Source organism: Streptomyces sp. NPDC046881 (assembly GCF_040645015.1).
Taxonomy (GTDB): domain Bacteria; phylum Actinomycetota; class Actinomycetes; order Streptomycetales; family Streptomycetaceae; genus Streptomyces.
The window spans coordinates 82,285-99,656 of record NZ_JBEYXJ010000018.1 but is presented as its reverse complement, the minus strand read 5'-3'; the positions used below and the strand labels follow the sequence as shown (position 1 = coordinate 99,656).

Below are 17,372 nucleotides of genomic sequence, written 5' to 3'. Positions count from 1 at the left end.
TGATGGCTCCAGCGGTGCCCTTCGCTGTTCTTGGGCGGGACCGCTCCCAGGCGCGCAGGGTGCGGATGAAGATGCGTCCGAGCGCCTCCAGGGCGAAGGTGTCCGCGCAGGGTTCGCCCGCAACTTGGCAGGGCAGCGCGGTGACTGGGGCTGCCTCACCCGTGGATGAATTCCGCCGCCGGGCGGGGGAGGGATCACCCCTCCACCTGCGCTGTGACGACGACCGATACGGCCCGTCTGAGAGAGATGGCCTACGCGAACGCTCGCCACCCTTTGGTCTGCGTGCTCGTGGACGTCCTGGGCCGAAGGGCGGTACCTGAAGCCCGTCAACGGGCCACCGCCGATACGGATGGCAAGGGAGTGCCGGCTGGCGCGAAGGAGAACAGAAGGCCCGAGAGCTGTTACGACAGCCGCCCGAGCTCCCATAGCCCCAAGGAGAGGACACGGTGGCCGCGTTCACGGGGAGCCGTGGGGCCTCAGGGCTTCCGCGTGAGCGGCTGTGCGGGGCGTCAGCGCGCGAACTTCTCGATGGCGGCCGGGGAGACGGGGGTGAAGAAGTTGACGAGGTTGCCGTCGGGGTCGCGGAACAGCAGCGACCGGTTGCCCCAGGGCATCGTGGTGGGCTCGGTGACGAAGTCGGTGACGAAGCCGGTCAGGTTCCGGTGAACGCGGTCCACGTCGTCGACGAGGAACTCGGTGATCACGCTGTGGTTGTCCGCCGGTCGGGCAGAGCCCGGGGCGAACAGCGGGACCGTGCGGGTGCCGGCGATCGCGAGGGTGGCGCCCGCGGTCTTGAGTTCGGCGAAGTCCTCGGTGGCCCACGTCGCCGGCGCCCCTGTGGCTCGCTCGTAGAAGTCCACGAGGCGTGCGACGTCGCTGGTGATGATGCGGATCGAGACGAAGTCCATGGGAATCTCCTTGGCTGTGCTGGAGGCGTGCACGTCGCAGGCTAGGAGAGATAGTGGACAGAATCGGTCCTGTATTCGCATTAGGCTGCGGACATGTCTCGACCCACTGGCCGCGTACTGACACTCCTGGAGCTGTTGCAGTCGGGTGGCACCCGGACGGTGGCCGAACTCGCCGACCGGCTCGGTGTCGAAGGGCGCACCGTGCGCCGCTATGTGGACCAGCTGATCGATCTCGACGTGCCCGTGGAATCGGTGCGCGGCCGCTACGGCGGCTACCGGCTCGCCCCCGGCTACCGCCTGCCTCCGCTCATGCTCAGCGACGACGAGGCACTCGCCGTGCTGCTCGGCCTGGTCGCCGGCCGCCGGGCAGGGTTGACAACGAGGGAGCACACGGCAAGCGAGACGGCATCGGCGAAGATCCGGCGGGTGCTGCCCCGGCACATCGCCCGCCGGCTCGACACACTCCTGGAAGCTCTCGCCTTCACGGACCAGCCTGGCGAGTTCGACACCCCTGACGCTGGGCTCCTGCTCACGATCGCCGATGCGGTGCGCCACCACCGACCGGTTTCGATCCGTTACACCGACCGTGACGGACGGCGCAGCGAACGCACGCTGCACGCTCACGGGATCGTCGCCCATGCCGGCCGCTGGTACGTCACGGGCAAGGACGCCCAGATCGGCGAGGACCGAACCTTCCGGCTCGATCGCATCGCGGACGCGCGGACCCTGCCCGGCTCGTTCGAAGCGCCCGTGGGTCCCGGTCCGGCACAGCGGGTGTTGGCAGGGTTCGCCACGGCCGAGTACCGGCATGAGGTGACCTTGCGGATCCACGGGACGATTGAGCAGATCCGTGAATATCTTCCGGCCGGCGTTGCGAGCCTGGAGGAACACGACGCCGCGGGCGGCGGGGATCGGGCGGCCGAGCGCTGGCTGCGCGTCGAGCTGAGGGCGGAGCGGCTCGACTGGTTGCCTCCGGTACTGGCATCGCTCGACCGGCCGTTTGTCATCGAGCGCCCCGATGAACTCCGCGACCTCGTCATCGCGCTCGCCGATCGCCTCACGTCCTGCGCCCGCCGAGCCTGACAGCGAGGAACCAATGTCGTGAGACGGCACAACGGGGTCGGGTGTGACACCTGGCGCACCGGCATGCCGGCCTACGGCCCCTCGCTGCGACCGCCGGGTCCCGGTCCTCCTGTCAGAGCCGAGAGTCGAAACCGGACAGAATCGGATCATTATTCGCACGCATGTACATCGGCACGGGCCGGCCGGGCTGGCGGGTGGCGCCGCCTCGCCACCCGGTGTGGCAAGACCGCCACCGTCTACCTGGCAGCACTGCGCATCACGGCGTCTTCGTCTGGTCCGCGCGGTGATCCAGACGGGGTGGGGAGTCCGGCTCGCTCGGGGGGGCGAGGGGCCGGATCGGGGGCGGATTTACCCGGGCAACGGGTGACGCGGCCCATAGGGCCCATGTCACGTCCTAAGGGGGATCGTAGTGGCGCGCTCCGGCAAGCAGGCATGAAAGCCGCTAAATGCCCGCTTTGTCTCATTTCTCCGACGCTGGATAGTACGTCACATTCTTGCCTTGGCCTCGGCGGGCCCCTAAACATGTTTCTCGTTGCCGCAAGCCGCGGGGCCGACCGGGCGTTGATCGCCGGACGCGCCCGCTGCGCCGTGCAGCACAGGGCCTCACGCCGACGCCCTGCAGGCCGCGACCGGGTACTTCCGGCCGGCGCCTCGAAAGACGTCCTACAGGAGAGTCCCTTTTTCATGACCGCGATCACCGCCACCCGCCGCCTTGCCCGCCTCCGCTCCCTCGCGCTGACCGGCATCGCCACGACCGGCGCCGCGGCCGCTGCCCTCACCCTGATGCCGGCCTCCGCGCATGCCGCCGAGGCACCGCAGGCCGCCCACGGCGTCGCCGCTCCCTCGCGGGACAGCCGCACCGACTCCGCCGCCGGTGCCGCGAACAACCTCGATGGCTGGATCAAGAAGTCCCTGGCCATCATGAAGGCGAAGGGCATCCCCGGCAGCTACGAGGGCCTGCACCGCAACATCATGCGTGAGTCCGGCGGCAACCCCAACGCCCAGAACAACTGGGACGTCAACGCGCAGCAGGGCACTCCGTCCAAGGGCCTGCTGCAGGTGATCGAACCCACCTTCAAGGCCTACCACGTCGACGGGACCGCCAACAGCCTCACCGACCCGGTCGCGAACATCACCGCGGCCGCCAACTACGCCGCGGACCGCTACGGCTCCATCGACAACGTCAACTCCGCGTACTGAGCCACTTCCTGGACCGCCACGCCGGGCTGCGCCAATGCACGACCGGCCGGCTCCCCGCGCCACGCCCTGACGCCCACGGACCAGACATCCGTGGGCGTCAGCACGTACGCATGCGGGCATGTCGCACTTGTGTCGCGTACGGGCCAGTCAGGTGACAGGTGGTCAGGTGCACGGCCGGTGCCTCGGCCTGCCTGAGGTCGATCTGCTCGAGTTCACAGTGTGGGAGTTCCAGCGTGCACGACAGCTTGGTGGAGCGAAGATCCAGGTGGCCGTCGATTCGTGCATTTTTGAGCCGAAGCCGATAGGGCGCCCCCACGAAGCCATTCCCCAGGACGACATCCCGGATGAGGCCGGCGCGCACCCTCGACCTTCAGCGGCGTGCGGGCGGCGACCCTGATGCGGGCGAGCCAGGTCTGGCTGGGCATCAGGATCGCCAGCTCTGCCTCCGGATGGGGTGCGGACCAGCCGCCCCTGCCCAGCTAGGGGCGGAGGCCACCGCACGTGCCGGGTCACCGAGCAGGCTCGCCGGGCGGCCGCAGTGCGGGTCGGTGCCGCCGACCGGCGCCTGCGGGACGCTCTGCAGCAGGCACCGGAACGGCAGGCTCTGAGTCGCCGGTTGCGCGTATGCGCCGGCCGTCCACCACACCGTGCCGCCCGGGCCTGCACGTGGGTGCACACGCCCGTGGAGGATCCACCCGGTGAAAGCCGGGATGTGGTCGGGCTCGCGGGCCGCCTTCCCCGTAGCCGATCCTCAGCCGGGGCCGGCTGGAGGACTTGACCTAGTCCTGCTCGGCGACGGCCATCTCACCGAGGAGGGACCAGTCGTCCTGCGGAACCGTCGTGTTCACGATGCGAGGGGTCTCCGCCAGGTGGCGCGGCAGCGTCTGCTGCGCGGCCTTGAAGTGCGCGGACTGCACGTGAGCGGCGCCCGCCTCGTCATCGCGGAAGGCTTCGATCAGGACGTACTCCGTCGGGTCCGCCAGGCTTCGCGACCATTCGAACCACAGGCAGCCGGGCTCGCCGCGCGTGGCCTCGGTGAAGTCGGCGGCGATCTGCGGCCACCGGTCGGCATCGTCGGGAAGGACTCGGAACTTGGCGGTGATGAAGATCATCGTGCTCTCTCTTCGATGCGTGCGTGCTCTGCGGGCCCCTTCTCGTGCCGGGCCCCGTCGCGACACGAGCGTACGGCGCCGGACGAGCCCCGCAGGCCCCCACGCGCCCGATGAATCACCGATCGATGCGCTCTGTGGTGATCTGTCTGTTTTCTCGGTGGGTGGAAATCTGCGAGATGCCACCCCGTTGACCGTGTGGCCGAAAAAGAATGACCATCTCTTCGCACCGCTTACGGGATTCAGACACAAGGAGTGTGCGAAATGAAGGCAGTACGTGTGCACGAATATCATGGGCGGCCCATTGTCGAAGACGTGCCGGAGCCCCGGATCACTTCTCCGCAGGATGTGATCGTGGAAATCGGCGGGGCCGGTCTGTGCAGAACCGACCTGCACGTCATCGAGGGCCAGTGGCGGGAGAAGTCCCAGGTGTCCCTGCCCTATACGTTGGGCCACGAGAACGCCGGATGGGTGCGGGAGGTCGGCCCCGGTGTCTCCCACCTGGCAGTCGGCGACCCCGTGATCCTCCATCCGCTGATGACCTGCGGCCTGTGCCGCCCATGCCGCTCCGGGGATGACGTGCACTGTGCGAACAGCGCCTTCCCGGGCATCGACTGCGACGGCGGCATGGCCGAGTTCATGCGCACCAACGCGCGTTCCTGCGTGAAGCTCGACCCCGGCCTCCAGCCCGCCGACGTGGCCGCCCTGGCCGACGCCGGTCTCACCGCGTACCACGCCGTACGGAAGGCGGTGCCGCTGCTGTACCCCGGTGCCTTCGTCGTCGCCATCGGCGCCGGCGGCCTCGGGCACATCGGCATCCAGGCCCTGGTGGCCCTCACCGCGGCCGAGATCGTCGTCGTGGACACCTCCGAAGCGGCCCTGGAACTCGCCAAGAGCCTGGGTGCGCACCACACCGTGCGCGCCGACAGCGACCCGGTGGCCGCGGTACAGGAGATCACCGCAGGCCGAGGGGCCCATGTCGTCATCGACTTCGTGGGCGAGCGAGGCACCGAGGACCAGGGGGTCGCCATGCTCCGCAGAGCCGGTTCCTATTTCGTCGTCGGATACGGCGGACACGTCCACGTGCCGACCATCGACATCATCTCGAACGAGATCAACGTCATCGGCAACCTCGTCGGCAGCTACAACGACCTGGACGAACTCATGACGCTCGCCGCCCAGGGCAAGGTGCGGCTGCACACCACGACGTATGCGCTCGACGCCGTGAACGACGCCGTGGCCGACCTCGACGGGGGACGTCTGCAGGGCCGCGGGATCCTCGTGCCCGGCGCTCGGTGACACCCCTTCCGCACCCCATGCGGCGCCCGCCGCGCAGGTCGTGAACAGAGTCCCGGAGCGGGCCCGCTGAACAACCGGACGCACACACAACAGAGGGGTTGGGGTCGGGGCAGCTGCCTCCGGCGAAATCCATGAAAGAAAACACTTATATCCAACGGCTGCTCGCAGAATTCCTCGGCACTGCTTTTCTGGTCTTCCTCGGGGTCGGCTCCATTCCGGTCACCCTCATGCTGCAGAAGACCGGGAAAACCAGCTTCACGATGGCCGACCTCGGCGTGATCGCATTCGCGTTCGCCATGGTCGTGGTCGCCGCCGTGTTCGCGATAGGCCATGTATCGGGCTGCCACATCAATCCCGCCGTCACCCTCGCCCTCGCCGCGACGGGCAGGATCCCCCGGCGCGAGGTGGCGGGCTACGTCCTGTCCCAGTGCGCGGGAGCGGTGGCCGGCGCGGGCGCCATCGTCGCCGTGCTCGGCACCCGGGCGGTGCACCTGGGCCTCGGTGTCGCCGCCTACGCCCGTCCCACCTCCGCCTCCCAGGCGTTCCTCGCGGAGGCGCTGGGCACCTTCATCCTGGTCTTCGTCGTGTTCGGGGTCGTCGACCAGCGGGCCCCGGGCGGCTTCGCCGGCCTGCCCATCGGCTTCGCGGTCTTCGCCATCGCCGTCGCCGTGGGCCCGGTCACGGGGGCGGCGCTCAACCCGGCACGCACCATCGGGCCCATGCTGGTGTCCGGCCCGGCCGGGGGACCGGTGGACTGGTCCCAGCTGCCCGTGTACCTCGGGGCGCAGGTACTGGGGGGCCTGCTGGCCGGTCAGGTCTACGTGGCTATGAACCGGTTGCGTACCATCGCTGCATGACCGTCGCACGACAGACAGGCTCCGGCCGCCCGGGGCGGCAGACCTGTCCGGCCCGGCAGAGCGCCGGCGCCGCCTCCGTACGGCCGGCTCCGAGGCATCTTCCGCCCGGAGCCGGCCGCCCGGGTGGCGGTACGGCGATACGGCTCGCTTCCCCGAGCCGCACAGGAGACGCATGATGCACGGCAACGAGATGCACGCCGCCGGTGCCGGAGACCTGCTCGGATCGGTCCGGCGGGCGCTGAGGGTGCTCGAGGCGGTCGCGGCCGGCGGTGACGGCATCACCGCGAAGGCCGTCGCCCGGCGCGCAGGCCTCACGCTCCCGACGACGTACCGCCTGCTGAACACCCTCGTGCACGACGGCTACCTGGTGAGGCTGAACCAGTCCCGCGGGTACGGCCTGGGCTACAAGCTCACCGGGCTGCACCGCCGCTTGTGCCAGCAACTGGAGGTGACCCCCGGCCTGCTGGGCGTGCTCCACCAGGTCCACGACGAGTGCGCCGCCGCCGCGTACTACACCGTCTTCCGGGACGAGGAGATCGTCGTCGCCGAGGTCGTGGACTCGCCCTCGGCGCCCCGGGCACAGCCGCTCGACGTCGGCTTCCACCAGGCCCCGCACGCCACGGCCTTCGGCAAGGTCATGCTGTCGTCGCTGACCGCCGCGCGGCGCCATGACTACCTGCGGCAACAGGGGCTGACCCGGCTCACCGACCGCACCATCACCGCGCCCGATGTCCTGGAGGAGCATCTGGAGCGGGTCCATGCCTCCGGCGTGGCGGTCGAGGTGGGGGAGTTCCAGGGCGGTCTGTCCTGTCTCGCCGCCCCCGTTCTCGACGCGGACGGGAGGGTCGCGGGAGCCGTAGCCACCTCCGTCCCCGTTGAGCTGTTCGAACAACGGCAGTCCCGGCTGGAAGACGCCGTACGCGTGGGCGCCGCCCGCGTCTCACGCCTGCTCGCCGCCACCGCGTCGCCCTAGGACAGGCATCGACCTCGCGTCCGCGGGTGGGTTCACCCTCAGAAGACCGGCTGAGCGACGCCCATGACGACCGGCCGGCCCGGGAGCCCGACGCCGTGAGAAGGCTCGCAGCCCTGTGCGGTTGCCTGCCGTTGTCCCTGCGCATGGTGGCCGGCGTCCTCCGGAAGCAACGCCATCGTGCGCTCTCCTCGCTGGTGGAGGAGATCAGCGTCGCGAGCGACTCGACCCGAGCCCTCGGCGTCCGCTCGGTCCTCGACATCTCGTACGCCCGGCTGCCCAGGGCGCAGGCCCGGCTGCTGCGGCTGCTCGCACTCGCGCCCGTCGCCGACATCTGCACGGAGGCAGCGGCCGCGCTGGTCCGCCGACCACCCGATCTCGTACGCGGTCTGCTGGAGGAGCTGGCCAACGTTTACCTGATCACTGCCGTCCCGGACGGCGCGCGGGACCTGAGGTGGCGGTCGCACGACCTCGTACGCGCCTCCGCAGGCGCCTGGTACGCCTCCGCGGCCATCGGTCCGGCTCTGAGCCTGGCACCGTTTCTGGCCTTGCGACGGCACTTCAGGGCTCTGGGCGAACGATGCCTGAGCCGCCGGGGCCCGGCCGGCCGCCGCGAACCGGACCCGCAGGCGCCTGCCATGGAATGACCGAGGAGTACGTCAGGGGCGCCAGTCCGCCTCCATGTCGTGGGAGTCGGTCTTGGTGAGCTTGGTCGTTCCGGTGCCGTCCGCGCGGACCAGGTACAGGTGTTCGGGGTCCGCGTCGTCGCCCCCACCTCGGGTGAAGACCAGACGGCTGCCGTCCGGGGACCACGAGGGGTACTTGTCGTTGAAGCGGGCCGAGGTGATGCGGTGCACTCCGGTGCCGTCGGGGCGGACGAGGTAGAGATGTGCGAAGCCCGAGGAGTCGACCCGGCTGAAGACGATGCGGTTGCCGCGCGACCAGTCCGGCGTCCAGTCGTGGGAGCCGGAACCGGTGACCGCCGTCTGCGCCAGGGTGGACAGCCGAATCCGCATCACCCTGCTGTGTCCGCCGGCGTCCGCCCGGTTGAACGCGAGGTACTTGCCGTCCGGGGACCACGTCGGATGGAGGTCGTCCGCCGCGGTGTGGGTGAGCCGGGTGGCGGGAGTGCCGTCGATGTCGGCCACGTAGATCTCGCGCTGGGTGCCGACGGGCTTGGCATAGGCGATCCGCTTGCCGTCCGGGGACCACGCCGGGTCGGATGCGCCCTTGGTGCCGGGGACGGCCTTCAGGTCGCCGCCCGTGGTCTTCATCGTCCAGACGCCGTCGATGGCGCCGCCGGATCCGTAGCGCACGAAGGCCACCCGCTTGCCGTCCGGGGACCAGCTGGGCATCACGTCGCTGACGGTGGAGGTGTGGGTGAGTTTGACCGGCGTGCCACCGCCGGCCGAGATGGCGTAGAGGTCCTCGACGGGAGCTCCCGCGGTGTAGCGGGCGAAGACGATGGGGTGGTCCGCCGCCGCTCCCGCGTCTCCTGCCGCGTTGAGCGTCAAGGGCAGGGTCATGGCGAGCGTGATGGCGGTCACCGCCGCCCGGCGATGCCGCGTCGCGCCGGCTCCGCCCGTCCTGACGGTTCTTCGTGCCCCTCCGGCGCTACCGCCGCTGCCGGTTCCGTGGTGCAGGTGCGTCAAGGTGTCCCCCCGATGGCTGTCCGCGGCCCGCCGCGGGCCGCTCCGGCGGGTAAACATCCCACCCGGCGGAGCTCCGGGGAAGCGACGGTGGCCGACGGTACGAGCTCTGTGACATGTTCCGTACGCCGCTGTCACACGCGAGCGGTGCGGACCGGCGGTGACCGGATGTCAGGGCGCCTCCGCCATGAAGTCGGCGACCAGGTCCGCCGGATTCGCGCTCGACGTCAGCTCGAACATCGCGTCCGGGTCGAACATGTCGTAGAGGACCACCGGCACCGGCCGCCCCAGCACCGCCACGATCCGGCCGCTGTCGTGGAGGCGCCTGGCCGCCGCGACGCACACCTCGTAGAACCACTCGACCAGCCGTTCGTCGCGGCCGTCCGCCTCGTCGTCGTCCTCGTACCAGAGCCCCCGGGACTCGGCCTCCCGCCGGTGCGACCGCGCGCCCTCAGGGTCACGTCCGACGGTCCTCACCCCTTCGAGCCCCGTCTCCGGGAAGAACGCATAACTCCACCGTGCCTCCCAGGCATCCGGCGTCTGCTGCGCCGCCGCCGTAGCGTCGGCCTCGGTCGTGTAGCCGATCGCCACGTACGGAAACCGCGGATCCTGGTCGACGCTGTCGATGCGGAACGTCACCGCGTAGATCCCGCTGTCCGCCGGGAACTCACCGACGATCTCGCCGACGACTCGTTCCACATGTTCTGCAAACGCCATACGAGCCCCTCCTCGATGAGGTCGAAGATCACAGAGAACGCGAGGAGCGGACCGGCGTCGCCGCCCGGCTCCGGCGGTTCGCCCGGGGGCGCGACCAGGGCCGGACCGGACGGCCCGATCTGCCCGCCCGGCAGGGTGGGGATCCACGGGTGGTGGCCGGAGCGGAGGCCGCCGCCCGTTCCCGCTACAGCTCGGGGTCCGTCGCGAGTCGGGCGTGCAGATGGCAGTCACGGAAGGCGTCCCGACGGCCCTCCTCCCACATGGCCCCGCGCAGCGTGCCCTCGTAGCGGAAACCGCACCGCTCGGCGACCTTGCACGACGCCTCGTGGCCGACGGCGTGGTCGAGTTCCAGACGGTGCAGGCGCAGACCCGTGAACACCCAGCGGGCGGTCAGTGCCAGGGCGCGGGTGGCGACGCCCTGGCCGCGTGCCTCGGGCAGCACCCAGTAGCCGACGCACGCCGACCGCATCGTGCGGTCGATCCGGGCCACGCCGACGTGCCCCAGCGGTGTGCCGCTGTCCGCGTCCTCCACGCAGAAGGAGGCCCCGGTCCCGGCCTCAGCCGCCTCGGCCTTGCTGTGCAGGGTGGCGCGGGCGGTCGTCAGATCCGTGATGGGCCACAGGGGAGTGTTCCAGCGCTGGAACTCCGGGTCCGAGCAGCCGCGCAGAAAGGACTCGACATCGGCCTCGTCGGTGGGATCCCAACGACGAAGCCGCAGGCCGCGGCCGCGTATGGGCGGAGTGAGGGTGGGTGCGGTGGTGTCCGGTGCCATTCGGTCATTGAACAACACAGAGCAGGGTGGACGCCCTGGGGTTCTCCGGGGCGCCGGGACGGTCCCGGTGCCGACGACGGCCGGTTCGCGGCAGCGTGGCGGCGGGGACGCCTCGGGGGCGCGCTGCCAGCCTCCGACCAGGCGCTGGTGGAGTTCTCGGCTCTGCTCGCCGACGCCCTGGCCCGTCACCACCTTCAGGCCGCCGCCAGCCCCGATCCCGACGCTCCGGACACCAAGTGCTCCACCGCTGCTTCCGGACAGGCGAGCTGAGCATGGCCCAGTCTCGGCGCAGTGCGTGGAGGAGGAGGCCCATCAGGCTGCCGTGGACGGCGCGTTGCTGCCCTGATCACCCCCAGATCGCCGGGAGATCCTGACCCCGGTCGGCCGGCAGCTGTCCGTCGCCGTCCGCGCGGCCGATGACAGCGGCGTGACGCCCTCAACGCAGTGGAGGTCCTGGGCAGTGGACGGCCATCGATGCCCTCACCCGCCTGCCCGCTTCCGTCACCACCCGCGCCGGCCACAGTCTTCGCGCCTGGGGCCAGCGGCCCATGGGCGAACTGACCCGCCGCGAGCTCGCCGCCCACCTCGCCATGGTGCGCACCCGGATCCGCCGCGCCCAGACCAGCCAAACGTCGCTCTTCGACACGGCCCGGCACGTGATCGCCGACCAGAGGGCCTACGTCCCCTGGTGGACGCGGTCCTGAGCGCGATGCCGGAGGGCCGCTCAACGGTGCCTCGGGCAACGGCTGGAGGACTGTCTAACCGTACTTCGTCGAACAGTTCTGACCACCCCGACGGCCGTGCCGGGGGCCGTCACCACGGTCGGCGCCGACGGCAACTATGCTCCCGCGCATGAGCGATGCGGGCGACGGCAACAGCGGCAGACGGGTTGTCGACGGGCGGTTCGAGCTGCGGAAACGGCTCGGCGGTGGTGGTATGGGCATGGTCTGGACGGCCCAGGACCTCGTCCTGCACCGGAGCGTGGCCGTCAAGGAGGTCCGGCCGCCCGATCCGGACCTCGCCGAGTACGACCCGGAAGCCGCCCGGATGCTGCGGGAACGGGTCCTGCGGGAGGCGCGCGCCCTGGCCCGGGTCGACCACCCCAACGTGGTGACGATCCACCACATCGTGGACGGCGGCCCGGGGACCTATCCCTGGATCGTCATGGAGCTGGTCACCGGTGGCTCCCTGGCCGACCGTCTCGCCCGCGGGCCCATGGAGCCCCGGGAGGCGGCGCTGCTCGGCCGCGAGGTACTGGCCGCGCTGCACGCGGCGCACGAGGCGGGCATCCAGCACCGCGACGTGAAACCGGCCAACGTCCTGCTGCGCCCGGACGGCCGTCCGGTGCTCACCGACTTCGGTATCGCGGCGATCCGTGAGGCGACCACGCTCACCGCGACCGGTTCGGTCATCGGCACCCCCGACTACATGGCACCGGAACGCGTCGCAGGGCACGAAGGCGGACCCGCCTCGGATCTGTGGTCGCTGGCGATGATGCTCTACACCGCTGTGGAGGGCCGTCACCCGCTGCGCAGGGGCACCACGCTGGCCACGCTCGCGGCCGTCCTCAGCGAACAGGTTCCGCCACCGGTCCGGGCCGGTGCGCTGGGCGACGTCCTGATCCGGGTCCTCGTCCGCGACGCCGCGGCACGCCCCGGTGCCCAAGAACTGGACCGGATGCTGGAGGCCGCGGCCCACGAGCCCCGCACACCCACCTCCTACCCCCTGCAACCCCCGCCCGCCGTACCGGCTCCGGCCGCGGTGACCACGGCGGCACCCGGCTTCGGGCCGCCGCCCGCTGTGCCTCCTGGACCGTACGACGCCCGACCCGCGCACACGGTGCCGTCGAGGCCGGAGGACGCCCGTCTCTCGTCCGCGACCGTGCCCGTGCGCCGCGGCCACCGGCGGCGCTGGGCGCTGGCAGGGCTGCCCGTCGCGGTGGCCGTACTCGCCGGCACGCTCATATGGACGCTCTGGCCCGATGGCCGTACCCAGGCCTCCGGGGCGTCGGGGCCCCCGGCCTCCACCGGTCCGGAGGCCAGGACACCGTCGCCGAGCGGTTCGGCTTCCTCCGCGTCACCCGGGAGGGACGCGGGGACCGGAGGAACGAGGGACCTGCTGAGTCCGGCCGGCATCCGCACCGCCGTCCAGGCGTTCAAGAAGGAGACCGGCCGGGACCGATTCGGCAGCCTCACTGTGTACCCGGATTACATCGACGCCGAATTGATGGTGAAGGGCAGCGCCACCAAGTACGACACGTACACGTACCGTGCAGGGGAGGGCGTGCAGAAGGGCATCATCAGCTCCACGTTGCCCGGCAACAGGACACCGGTCACCCTGGACGGGTTCGACTGGGACGCTGTGCCCGCCCTGTTGCGCGAGAGCGAGAAGAGGCTGAAGGTCGACCACATCACCTCCCGCTACCTGCTGCTGAACCCGCCGGACAAGGTCTTCGGCACGCCCGCGGGGATGTCCGTGTACCTCAGTGACAAGTACGGCGAGGGCGGCTATCTGCAGGCGGATCCCAAGGGCAAGGTGCTGAAGGTCATGCCCAGCGGCAGCTGAACGGGGTTACCCGACCGCACCCTTCACCCCCCTCCCCGCAGACGGTGGAAGTCCGGCGGCGGGCTCGCCGAGGTCATTGACTCGACGGACCCGCACTGGTTGAGTGGCTCATCCACTGAGCCACTGGGAGGACGGCGTGGAGTCCCTGCCCCGCGAAACCCTCGTAGACACCCTGGAGAGCCGGCTGCGTGAGGACATCCTCACCGGGCGCCATCCGGCGGGCAGTTACCTGCCGCCCGAGCGCACACTGGCCGACGGCTACGGCGTCACGCGCACGACCCTGAAGCACGCGTTCGGGCGTCTGATGCAGGCGGGCCTGCTGGAGACCCGGCACGGCGTCGGCACCCGTGTGCGCGACTACCTGCGCCTGGGCGGCGCCGACCTGCTGCCGATGCTCGTACGGCACAGCCCCGACTGGATCGGTGAGGTGTTCGAAGTGCGGCGCAGCATCGGAGCGTTGATCGCCGAACGGGCGGCGGGCCGAGCGAGCGAACGGCAACGGCGCGAACTGGCCGCCCTGTTGGCGGCCGTGGGGGAGGCGGCGGACGCGGACGCCGTACAGCTGGCGGACATCGAGGTCCACCGGGCCCTGGCCCGCGCCACCGGCAACCGCGTCTACGTCCTGCTCACCAACACCCTCTTCAACGCCTACCTCCCCGTGCGCGCCGCGCTCCAGGGACCGTTCACCGATGCCGGGGTGGCCCGGGAGCGCCTGGAGCCGGTGGTCGCCGCGGTGCGGTCCGGTGACGAGGCCGGCGCCCGGCGAGCGGCCGAGCGGTACCTGACCGTCACCGAGCGGATCATGCTGGAGGGCCTCGCATGAGCGCGGCCACGACCTCGCGCACCCACCCGGGCAGGCGCTCGATCGCGCGCGGCACCGTCTTCAGCGAGACGATGCTCGGCGTGCTGCGGCTCGACGGCGAACACCGCGACCGCCGCGTCCGCCTGGACCTGACGGTCTCGTCGGACCGTGTCATGCGGCTGCGGGGCACGACGGAGGCGCGCGCCGCAGGCCGTGTACGGATCACCGGCTGGGCCGACGATCCGGACGCGGAGGGAGAGCTGGAGATATCCCCCCTCGCGCGACGCCGTATCCGGTACCGCCTCGCGTTCACCGCCGGCGGCCGCCGCCTCACCCTCGACGGCTGGAAGTCCGTCTCCCCGCGCAGGCCCGTGGCCTCGATGACCGTGCTGCCGTTCACCCTCCACGAGAACGGCGCGCCGATCGGCACCGGCACTCTTCGCTTCCCGCTGCGTACGCAGCTCCTGCCGTTCCTCGCGAGTTTCCGTTTCCCGCGGTCCCGGAACCCGGGCGCGTTCCTCGCGTCCCGCTGGCGCGGGGAGCCCGGCCGCACGGAGGTCTGGTACACCACCGTCACCGACCCGGACACCGGCAGCGGGCTTTGGCTGCACCATGAACTGACCGCGCCCGCCGACGGGTCGGAGCCGTACGCGCACGGCTGGGCCGCGGTGTTCCCCGAGGACGGCCCCGTGCGGCACGCCCGCTTCGGCCCCGTGCCGTGGTCCGGCGCCGAGCCGGGCAAGCCGGGCTTCAGCGCCGGCGAGGTCACCTCCCGCCCCGGGCGCCTGTCCGGATCGGCGGACGAGGGCGCCCTGCACTGGGACATCGCGGAACGCCCCGCCGGCGAGCCGCTGTTCACCTTCCCCCGCTGGTCCTGGAACCGCCCGCTCCTGCCCGCCGCCCACATGCTTCCGGCAGCGCGGTCCCGGTACGACGGGACCTTCACGCACGACGGCAGGACGCTGACGCTCACCGGGGCCCCGGGCGCGTCGGCCCGCATCTACGGTCACGGCAACGCCCGCCGCTGGGCCTGGCTGCACGCCGACCTCGGCGACGGGGACGTGCTGGAGGTCGTCGCCGCGGTCTCCACACGTCCGGGACTGAGCAGGCTGCCCCCGATGGTCTTCCTCCGGCTGCGCCACCACGGCCGCGACTGGCCCCGCCGCCCCGAGCGCGGGGCCGCCGGCTGGGCCGGAGCTGGGCGCTTCCGGGCGGACCCGGCCCTGCCCACGTGGACGGTCACCGGCCGCACCGCCCTGCGCCGCATCCGGATCGAGGTCACCCAGCCCGCCGACCGCACCCTCGCACTCGACTACACCGACCCCGACGGCCGGCACGCGACCTGCCGCAACAGCGAGCGCGCCGACGCGCACGTCCTGCTGGAGAGGTGGTGGTTCGGCGGCTGGCGCACCGAGGCCGAGTGGACACTGGACGGCACGGCCCACGCGGAGGTGGGCACACGATGAGTCTCACCGGCCTCGTCGCCGCCCTCATCGCCGACGACGGCACGACCGACTGGCCCCGCCGGGTTCCCGACCGCCTCGAGACGGTCCTGTCCGCGATGCCGGCGACCGCCCGGGCGGGCATCCGGGCCGCCGCTCGCGCGGTGGACGCCTACGCCCTGGCCCGTACCGGGCGCACCCTGGCCGGGCTCACCGCGCACGAACGGCAGTCCGTTCTGGACGGACTGGCCGCCCGCCCCGCGCTCCTGCCGCTGCTGGACCTCCTCAAGGTGCCCGTCCTGCTGTCGGCCGGAACCGAGCGCATGCTCCACGAGGGACCTGCGACGAGCGTCCTCACGCGCAGGGACCCCCCGCTCGACCTGACGCCCGCGTCCGCCTGGCCGGCCCGCTCCACCGCCGATGCCGTGGTCGTCGGCTCGGGAGCCGGCGGGGCCGTGGCCGCGCGGACCCTGGCCCGGGCAGGACTCGACGTCGTCGTCCTCGAAGAGGGAAGCCACCACTCCACCGAGTCCTTCGGCCGGCGCACGCCCCTGGACCGGTTCACCGAGCTGTACCGGGACGGCGGCGCCACCTTCGCCGTCGGCACACCGCCGCTGCTGCTGCCGGTGGGCCGAGCCGTCGGCGGCACCACCCTCGTCAACTCCGGCACCTGCTACCGCACCCCGGACCACGTCCTGTCCCGGTGGAGCAGGCACTTCGGATGGACGGCGGCCGACGACTTCGACCGTCACCTGGACGAGGCCGAACGCATCCTGCGGGTGGCCACCCAGCCCCTCGACGTCCTCGGCGCCAACGGACGAGTCGCTCTCGCCGGCGCCCACGCGCTCGGCTGGCGGGCCGCGCCCCTGCGTAGGAACGCGCCCGGCTGCCAGGGCTCCTGCCAGTGCGTGGCCGGCTGCCCGACCGGCGCCAAACAGAGCGTCCAGCTCTCCGTGCTGCCCGAGGCATGCGCCGCCGGGGCCCGCATCGTCACCGAGGCGCGGGTGGAGCGCGTACTCGTCGACCCGGACCGCCCAGGAGGCGCCCGTGCGGCGGGGGTACGCGTACGACGGGAGCGGGGCGGCGCATTCGACATCCTCGCCCCCCTCGTCGTCGTCGCGGCGGGCGCCCTGCAGACCCCGCAGCTCCTGCGCCGCTCCGGACTGGGCGGACACCCCCGCCTCGGGCACAACCTCAGCGTCCACCCGGCCACGAGCGTCGCAGGACGCTTCGCCGAACCGGTCAAGGCCTGGCAGGGCGTGCTGCAGAGCGTCGGCGTGGAGGAACACCACGGCGCCGGCATCCTCATCGAGGCCACCGCCACCCCGCCCGGCATGGGCTCGTTCGTCCTGCCCGGGGCGGGCGGCGAGCTGCGCCGCGAACTGGAGGGCGCGGACCGGCTCGCCACGCTCGGGGCGATGATCGCCGACAGTCCGGCCGGCCGCGTCCTGGGCCGCCACCGCACCGTGATCCGCTACGACCTGGACCGCCGCGACGCCGGCCGTCTCCTGCGGGCCGTCCTCGCCATGGGCGAGCTGCTGTTCGCCGCGGGCGCCGAGGAAGTACTCACCGGCATTCCGCGCACGCCCCGCGTGCGCAGCCTCACCGAACTGCGTGACGTGCTGGCCGGCACGAGCGCGCGGCAACTGCACCTGTCGGCCTACCACCCCACCGGCACGGCCGCCGCGGGTGCGAGCCCGCAACGTTTCCCGGTCGATCCGCAGGGCCGGCTCCGCGGCGTGCACGGCGTGGTGGTCGCGGACGCGTCGGTGCTGCCCAGCTGCCCGCAGGTGAACCCCCAGCTGACCGTCATGGCGGCGGCCATGGCGATCACAGAGAATGAAGCAAAGGCCGTTACGTCCCAGTAGGTTACTTTTGCGATCGGCGTCGGACGGTGTCGTAGCGGGCTTGTTGCCGGGCGTCCTTCACGGTGGGGTCATGGCCACGCGGCCTCGGCTGGGTGTTCCGGCGGAGTGGGTCGATGGACTGGGGCACAGGG

17 protein-coding genes are annotated in these 17,372 nt (G+C 71.6%); 12 read left to right on the top strand and 5 right to left on the bottom strand.

Annotated features, from left to right (window positions below; translation table 11 throughout):
* Positions 1 to 509 precede the first annotated feature (509 nt).
* Positions 510 to 908 (bottom strand): VOC family protein, encoded by a 399-nt coding sequence (locus ABZ923_RS12185; protein ID WP_361470080.1) that lies wholly within the window; start codon positions 906 to 908, stop codon positions 510 to 512.
* A 93-nt stretch (positions 909 to 1,001) separates the two neighbouring features.
* Between ABZ923_RS12185 and ABZ923_RS12180 the strand changes: the two genes are divergently transcribed.
* A complete protein-coding gene (locus ABZ923_RS12180; RefSeq protein ID WP_361470078.1) occupies positions 1,002 to 1,991 on the top strand; it encodes a YafY family protein in 990 nt (329 codons plus the stop codon).
* Positions 1,992 to 2,552: 561 nt separating this feature from the next.
* Positions 2,553 to 3,191 carry a transglycosylase SLT domain-containing protein gene (locus tag ABZ923_RS12175; protein ID WP_361470099.1) on the top strand — a complete coding sequence of 213 codons (639 nt, stop codon included), beginning with the start codon at positions 2,553 to 2,555 and terminating at the stop codon, positions 3,189 to 3,191.
* Between the two features lie 779 nt (positions 3,192 to 3,970).
* Here ABZ923_RS12175 and ABZ923_RS12170 read toward each other — a convergent pair.
* A complete protein-coding gene (locus ABZ923_RS12170) occupies positions 3,971 to 4,303 on the bottom strand; it encodes a putative quinol monooxygenase (protein ID WP_361470076.1) in 333 nt (110 codons plus the stop codon).
* Between the two features lie 261 nt (positions 4,304 to 4,564).
* On the opposite strand from ABZ923_RS12170, the gene ABZ923_RS12165 reads away from it, so the two are divergent.
* From ABZ923_RS12165 to ABZ923_RS12150, 4 genes are all read left to right on the top strand, one after another.
* The gene (locus tag ABZ923_RS12165; protein ID WP_361470075.1) at positions 4,565 to 5,599 is read left to right on the top strand and encodes an NAD(P)-dependent alcohol dehydrogenase; all 1,035 of its coding nucleotides are present in this window, start codon (positions 4,565 to 4,567) and stop codon (positions 5,597 to 5,599) included.
* Between the two features lie 131 nt (positions 5,600 to 5,730).
* Positions 5,731 to 6,456 carry an MIP/aquaporin family protein gene (locus ABZ923_RS12160; RefSeq protein ID WP_361470073.1) on the top strand — a complete coding sequence of 242 codons (726 nt, stop codon included), beginning with the start codon at positions 5,731 to 5,733 and terminating at the stop codon, positions 6,454 to 6,456.
* A 172-nt stretch (positions 6,457 to 6,628) separates the two neighbouring features.
* A complete protein-coding gene (locus ABZ923_RS12155; RefSeq protein WP_361470071.1) occupies positions 6,629 to 7,429 on the top strand; it encodes an IclR family transcriptional regulator in 801 nt (266 codons plus the stop codon).
* Positions 7,430 to 7,524: 95 nt separating this feature from the next.
* The gene (locus tag ABZ923_RS12150) at positions 7,525 to 8,073 is read left to right on the top strand and encodes a hypothetical protein (protein ID WP_361470070.1); all 549 of its coding nucleotides are present in this window, start codon (positions 7,525 to 7,527) and stop codon (positions 8,071 to 8,073) included.
* 12 nt (positions 8,074 to 8,085) lie between these two features.
* Here ABZ923_RS12150 and ABZ923_RS12145 read toward each other — a convergent pair whose 3' ends face one another.
* From ABZ923_RS12145 to ABZ923_RS12135, 3 genes are all read right to left on the bottom strand, one after another.
* Positions 8,086 to 8,952, bottom strand: a complete 867-nt coding sequence (locus ABZ923_RS12145; RefSeq protein WP_361470068.1) for a hypothetical protein — start codon at positions 8,950 to 8,952, stop codon at positions 8,086 to 8,088.
* A gap of 294 nt (positions 8,953 to 9,246) precedes the next feature.
* Positions 9,247 to 9,792, bottom strand: a complete 546-nt coding sequence (locus ABZ923_RS12140; RefSeq protein ID WP_361470066.1) for a hypothetical protein — start codon at positions 9,790 to 9,792, stop codon at positions 9,247 to 9,249.
* 184 nt (positions 9,793 to 9,976) lie between these two features.
* Positions 9,977 to 10,564, bottom strand: a complete 588-nt coding sequence (locus tag ABZ923_RS12135; RefSeq protein ID WP_361470064.1) for a GNAT family protein — start codon at positions 10,562 to 10,564, stop codon at positions 9,977 to 9,979.
* Positions 10,565 to 10,711: 147 nt separating this feature from the next.
* Here ABZ923_RS12135 and ABZ923_RS12130 point away from each other — a divergent pair, with 147 nt between their 5' ends.
* From ABZ923_RS12130 to ABZ923_RS12105, 6 genes are all read left to right on the top strand, one after another.
* On the top strand, positions 10,712 to 10,834 hold the full coding sequence (locus tag ABZ923_RS12130) for a hypothetical protein (RefSeq protein ID WP_361470062.1): 123 nt from the start codon (positions 10,712 to 10,714) through the stop codon (positions 10,832 to 10,834).
* A gap of 278 nt (positions 10,835 to 11,112) precedes the next feature.
* Positions 11,113 to 11,268, top strand: a complete 156-nt coding sequence (locus ABZ923_RS12125) for a hypothetical protein (RefSeq protein ID WP_361470060.1) — start codon at positions 11,113 to 11,115, stop codon at positions 11,266 to 11,268.
* Positions 11,269 to 11,416: 148 nt separating this feature from the next.
* Positions 11,417 to 13,129 (top strand): serine/threonine-protein kinase, encoded by a 1,713-nt coding sequence (locus tag ABZ923_RS12120; RefSeq protein WP_361470058.1) that lies wholly within the window; start codon positions 11,417 to 11,419, stop codon positions 13,127 to 13,129.
* Between the two features lie 103 nt (positions 13,130 to 13,232).
* Positions 13,233 to 13,952, top strand: a complete 720-nt coding sequence (locus ABZ923_RS12115; protein ID WP_361470056.1) for an FCD domain-containing protein — start codon at positions 13,233 to 13,235, stop codon at positions 13,950 to 13,952.
* Complete coding sequence (locus tag ABZ923_RS12110) at positions 13,949 to 15,397, top strand: hypothetical protein (protein ID WP_361470055.1); 1,449 nt, start codon at positions 13,949 to 13,951, stop codon at positions 15,395 to 15,397. Before ABZ923_RS12115 ends, ABZ923_RS12110 begins: the two co-directional genes overlap by 4 nt.
* Complete coding sequence (locus tag ABZ923_RS12105; RefSeq protein WP_361470053.1) at positions 15,394 to 17,241, top strand: GMC family oxidoreductase; 1,848 nt, start codon at positions 15,394 to 15,396, stop codon at positions 17,239 to 17,241. The genes ABZ923_RS12110 and ABZ923_RS12105 overlap by 4 nt, the downstream gene beginning before the upstream one ends.
* The last annotated feature ends 131 nt before the right edge of the window (positions 17,242 to 17,372 follow it).

Coding starts and splice junctions, on each gene's coding strand:
- ABZ923_RS12155 (WP_361470071.1), top strand. CDS start 6,629: ATGATGCACGGCAACGAGATGCACGCCGCCGGTGCCGGAGACCTGCTC.
- ABZ923_RS12105 (WP_361470053.1), top strand. CDS start 15,394: ATGAGTCTCACCGGCCTCGTCGCCGCCCTCATCGCCGACGACGGCACG.
- ABZ923_RS12185 (WP_361470080.1), bottom strand. CDS start 908: ATGGACTTCGTCTCGATCCGCATCATCACCAGCGACGTCGCACGCCTC.
- ABZ923_RS12145 (WP_361470068.1), bottom strand. CDS start 8,952: ATGACCCTGCCCTTGACGCTCAACGCGGCAGGAGACGCGGGAGCGGCG.
- ABZ923_RS12110 (WP_361470055.1), top strand. CDS start 13,949: ATGAGCGCGGCCACGACCTCGCGCACCCACCCGGGCAGGCGCTCGATC.
- ABZ923_RS12125 (WP_361470060.1), top strand. CDS start 11,113: ATGGGCGAACTGACCCGCCGCGAGCTCGCCGCCCACCTCGCCATGGTG.
- ABZ923_RS12170 (WP_361470076.1), bottom strand. CDS start 4,303: ATGATCTTCATCACCGCCAAGTTCCGAGTCCTTCCCGACGATGCCGAC.
- ABZ923_RS12165 (WP_361470075.1), top strand. CDS start 4,565: ATGAAGGCAGTACGTGTGCACGAATATCATGGGCGGCCCATTGTCGAA.
- ABZ923_RS12160 (WP_361470073.1), top strand. CDS start 5,731: ATGAAAGAAAACACTTATATCCAACGGCTGCTCGCAGAATTCCTCGGC.
- ABZ923_RS12120 (WP_361470058.1), top strand. CDS start 11,417: ATGAGCGATGCGGGCGACGGCAACAGCGGCAGACGGGTTGTCGACGGG.
- ABZ923_RS12180 (WP_361470078.1), top strand. CDS start 1,002: ATGTCTCGACCCACTGGCCGCGTACTGACACTCCTGGAGCTGTTGCAG.
- ABZ923_RS12140 (WP_361470066.1), bottom strand. CDS start 9,792: ATGGCGTTTGCAGAACATGTGGAACGAGTCGTCGGCGAGATCGTCGGT.
- ABZ923_RS12135 (WP_361470064.1), bottom strand. CDS start 10,564: ATGGCACCGGACACCACCGCACCCACCCTCACTCCGCCCATACGCGGC.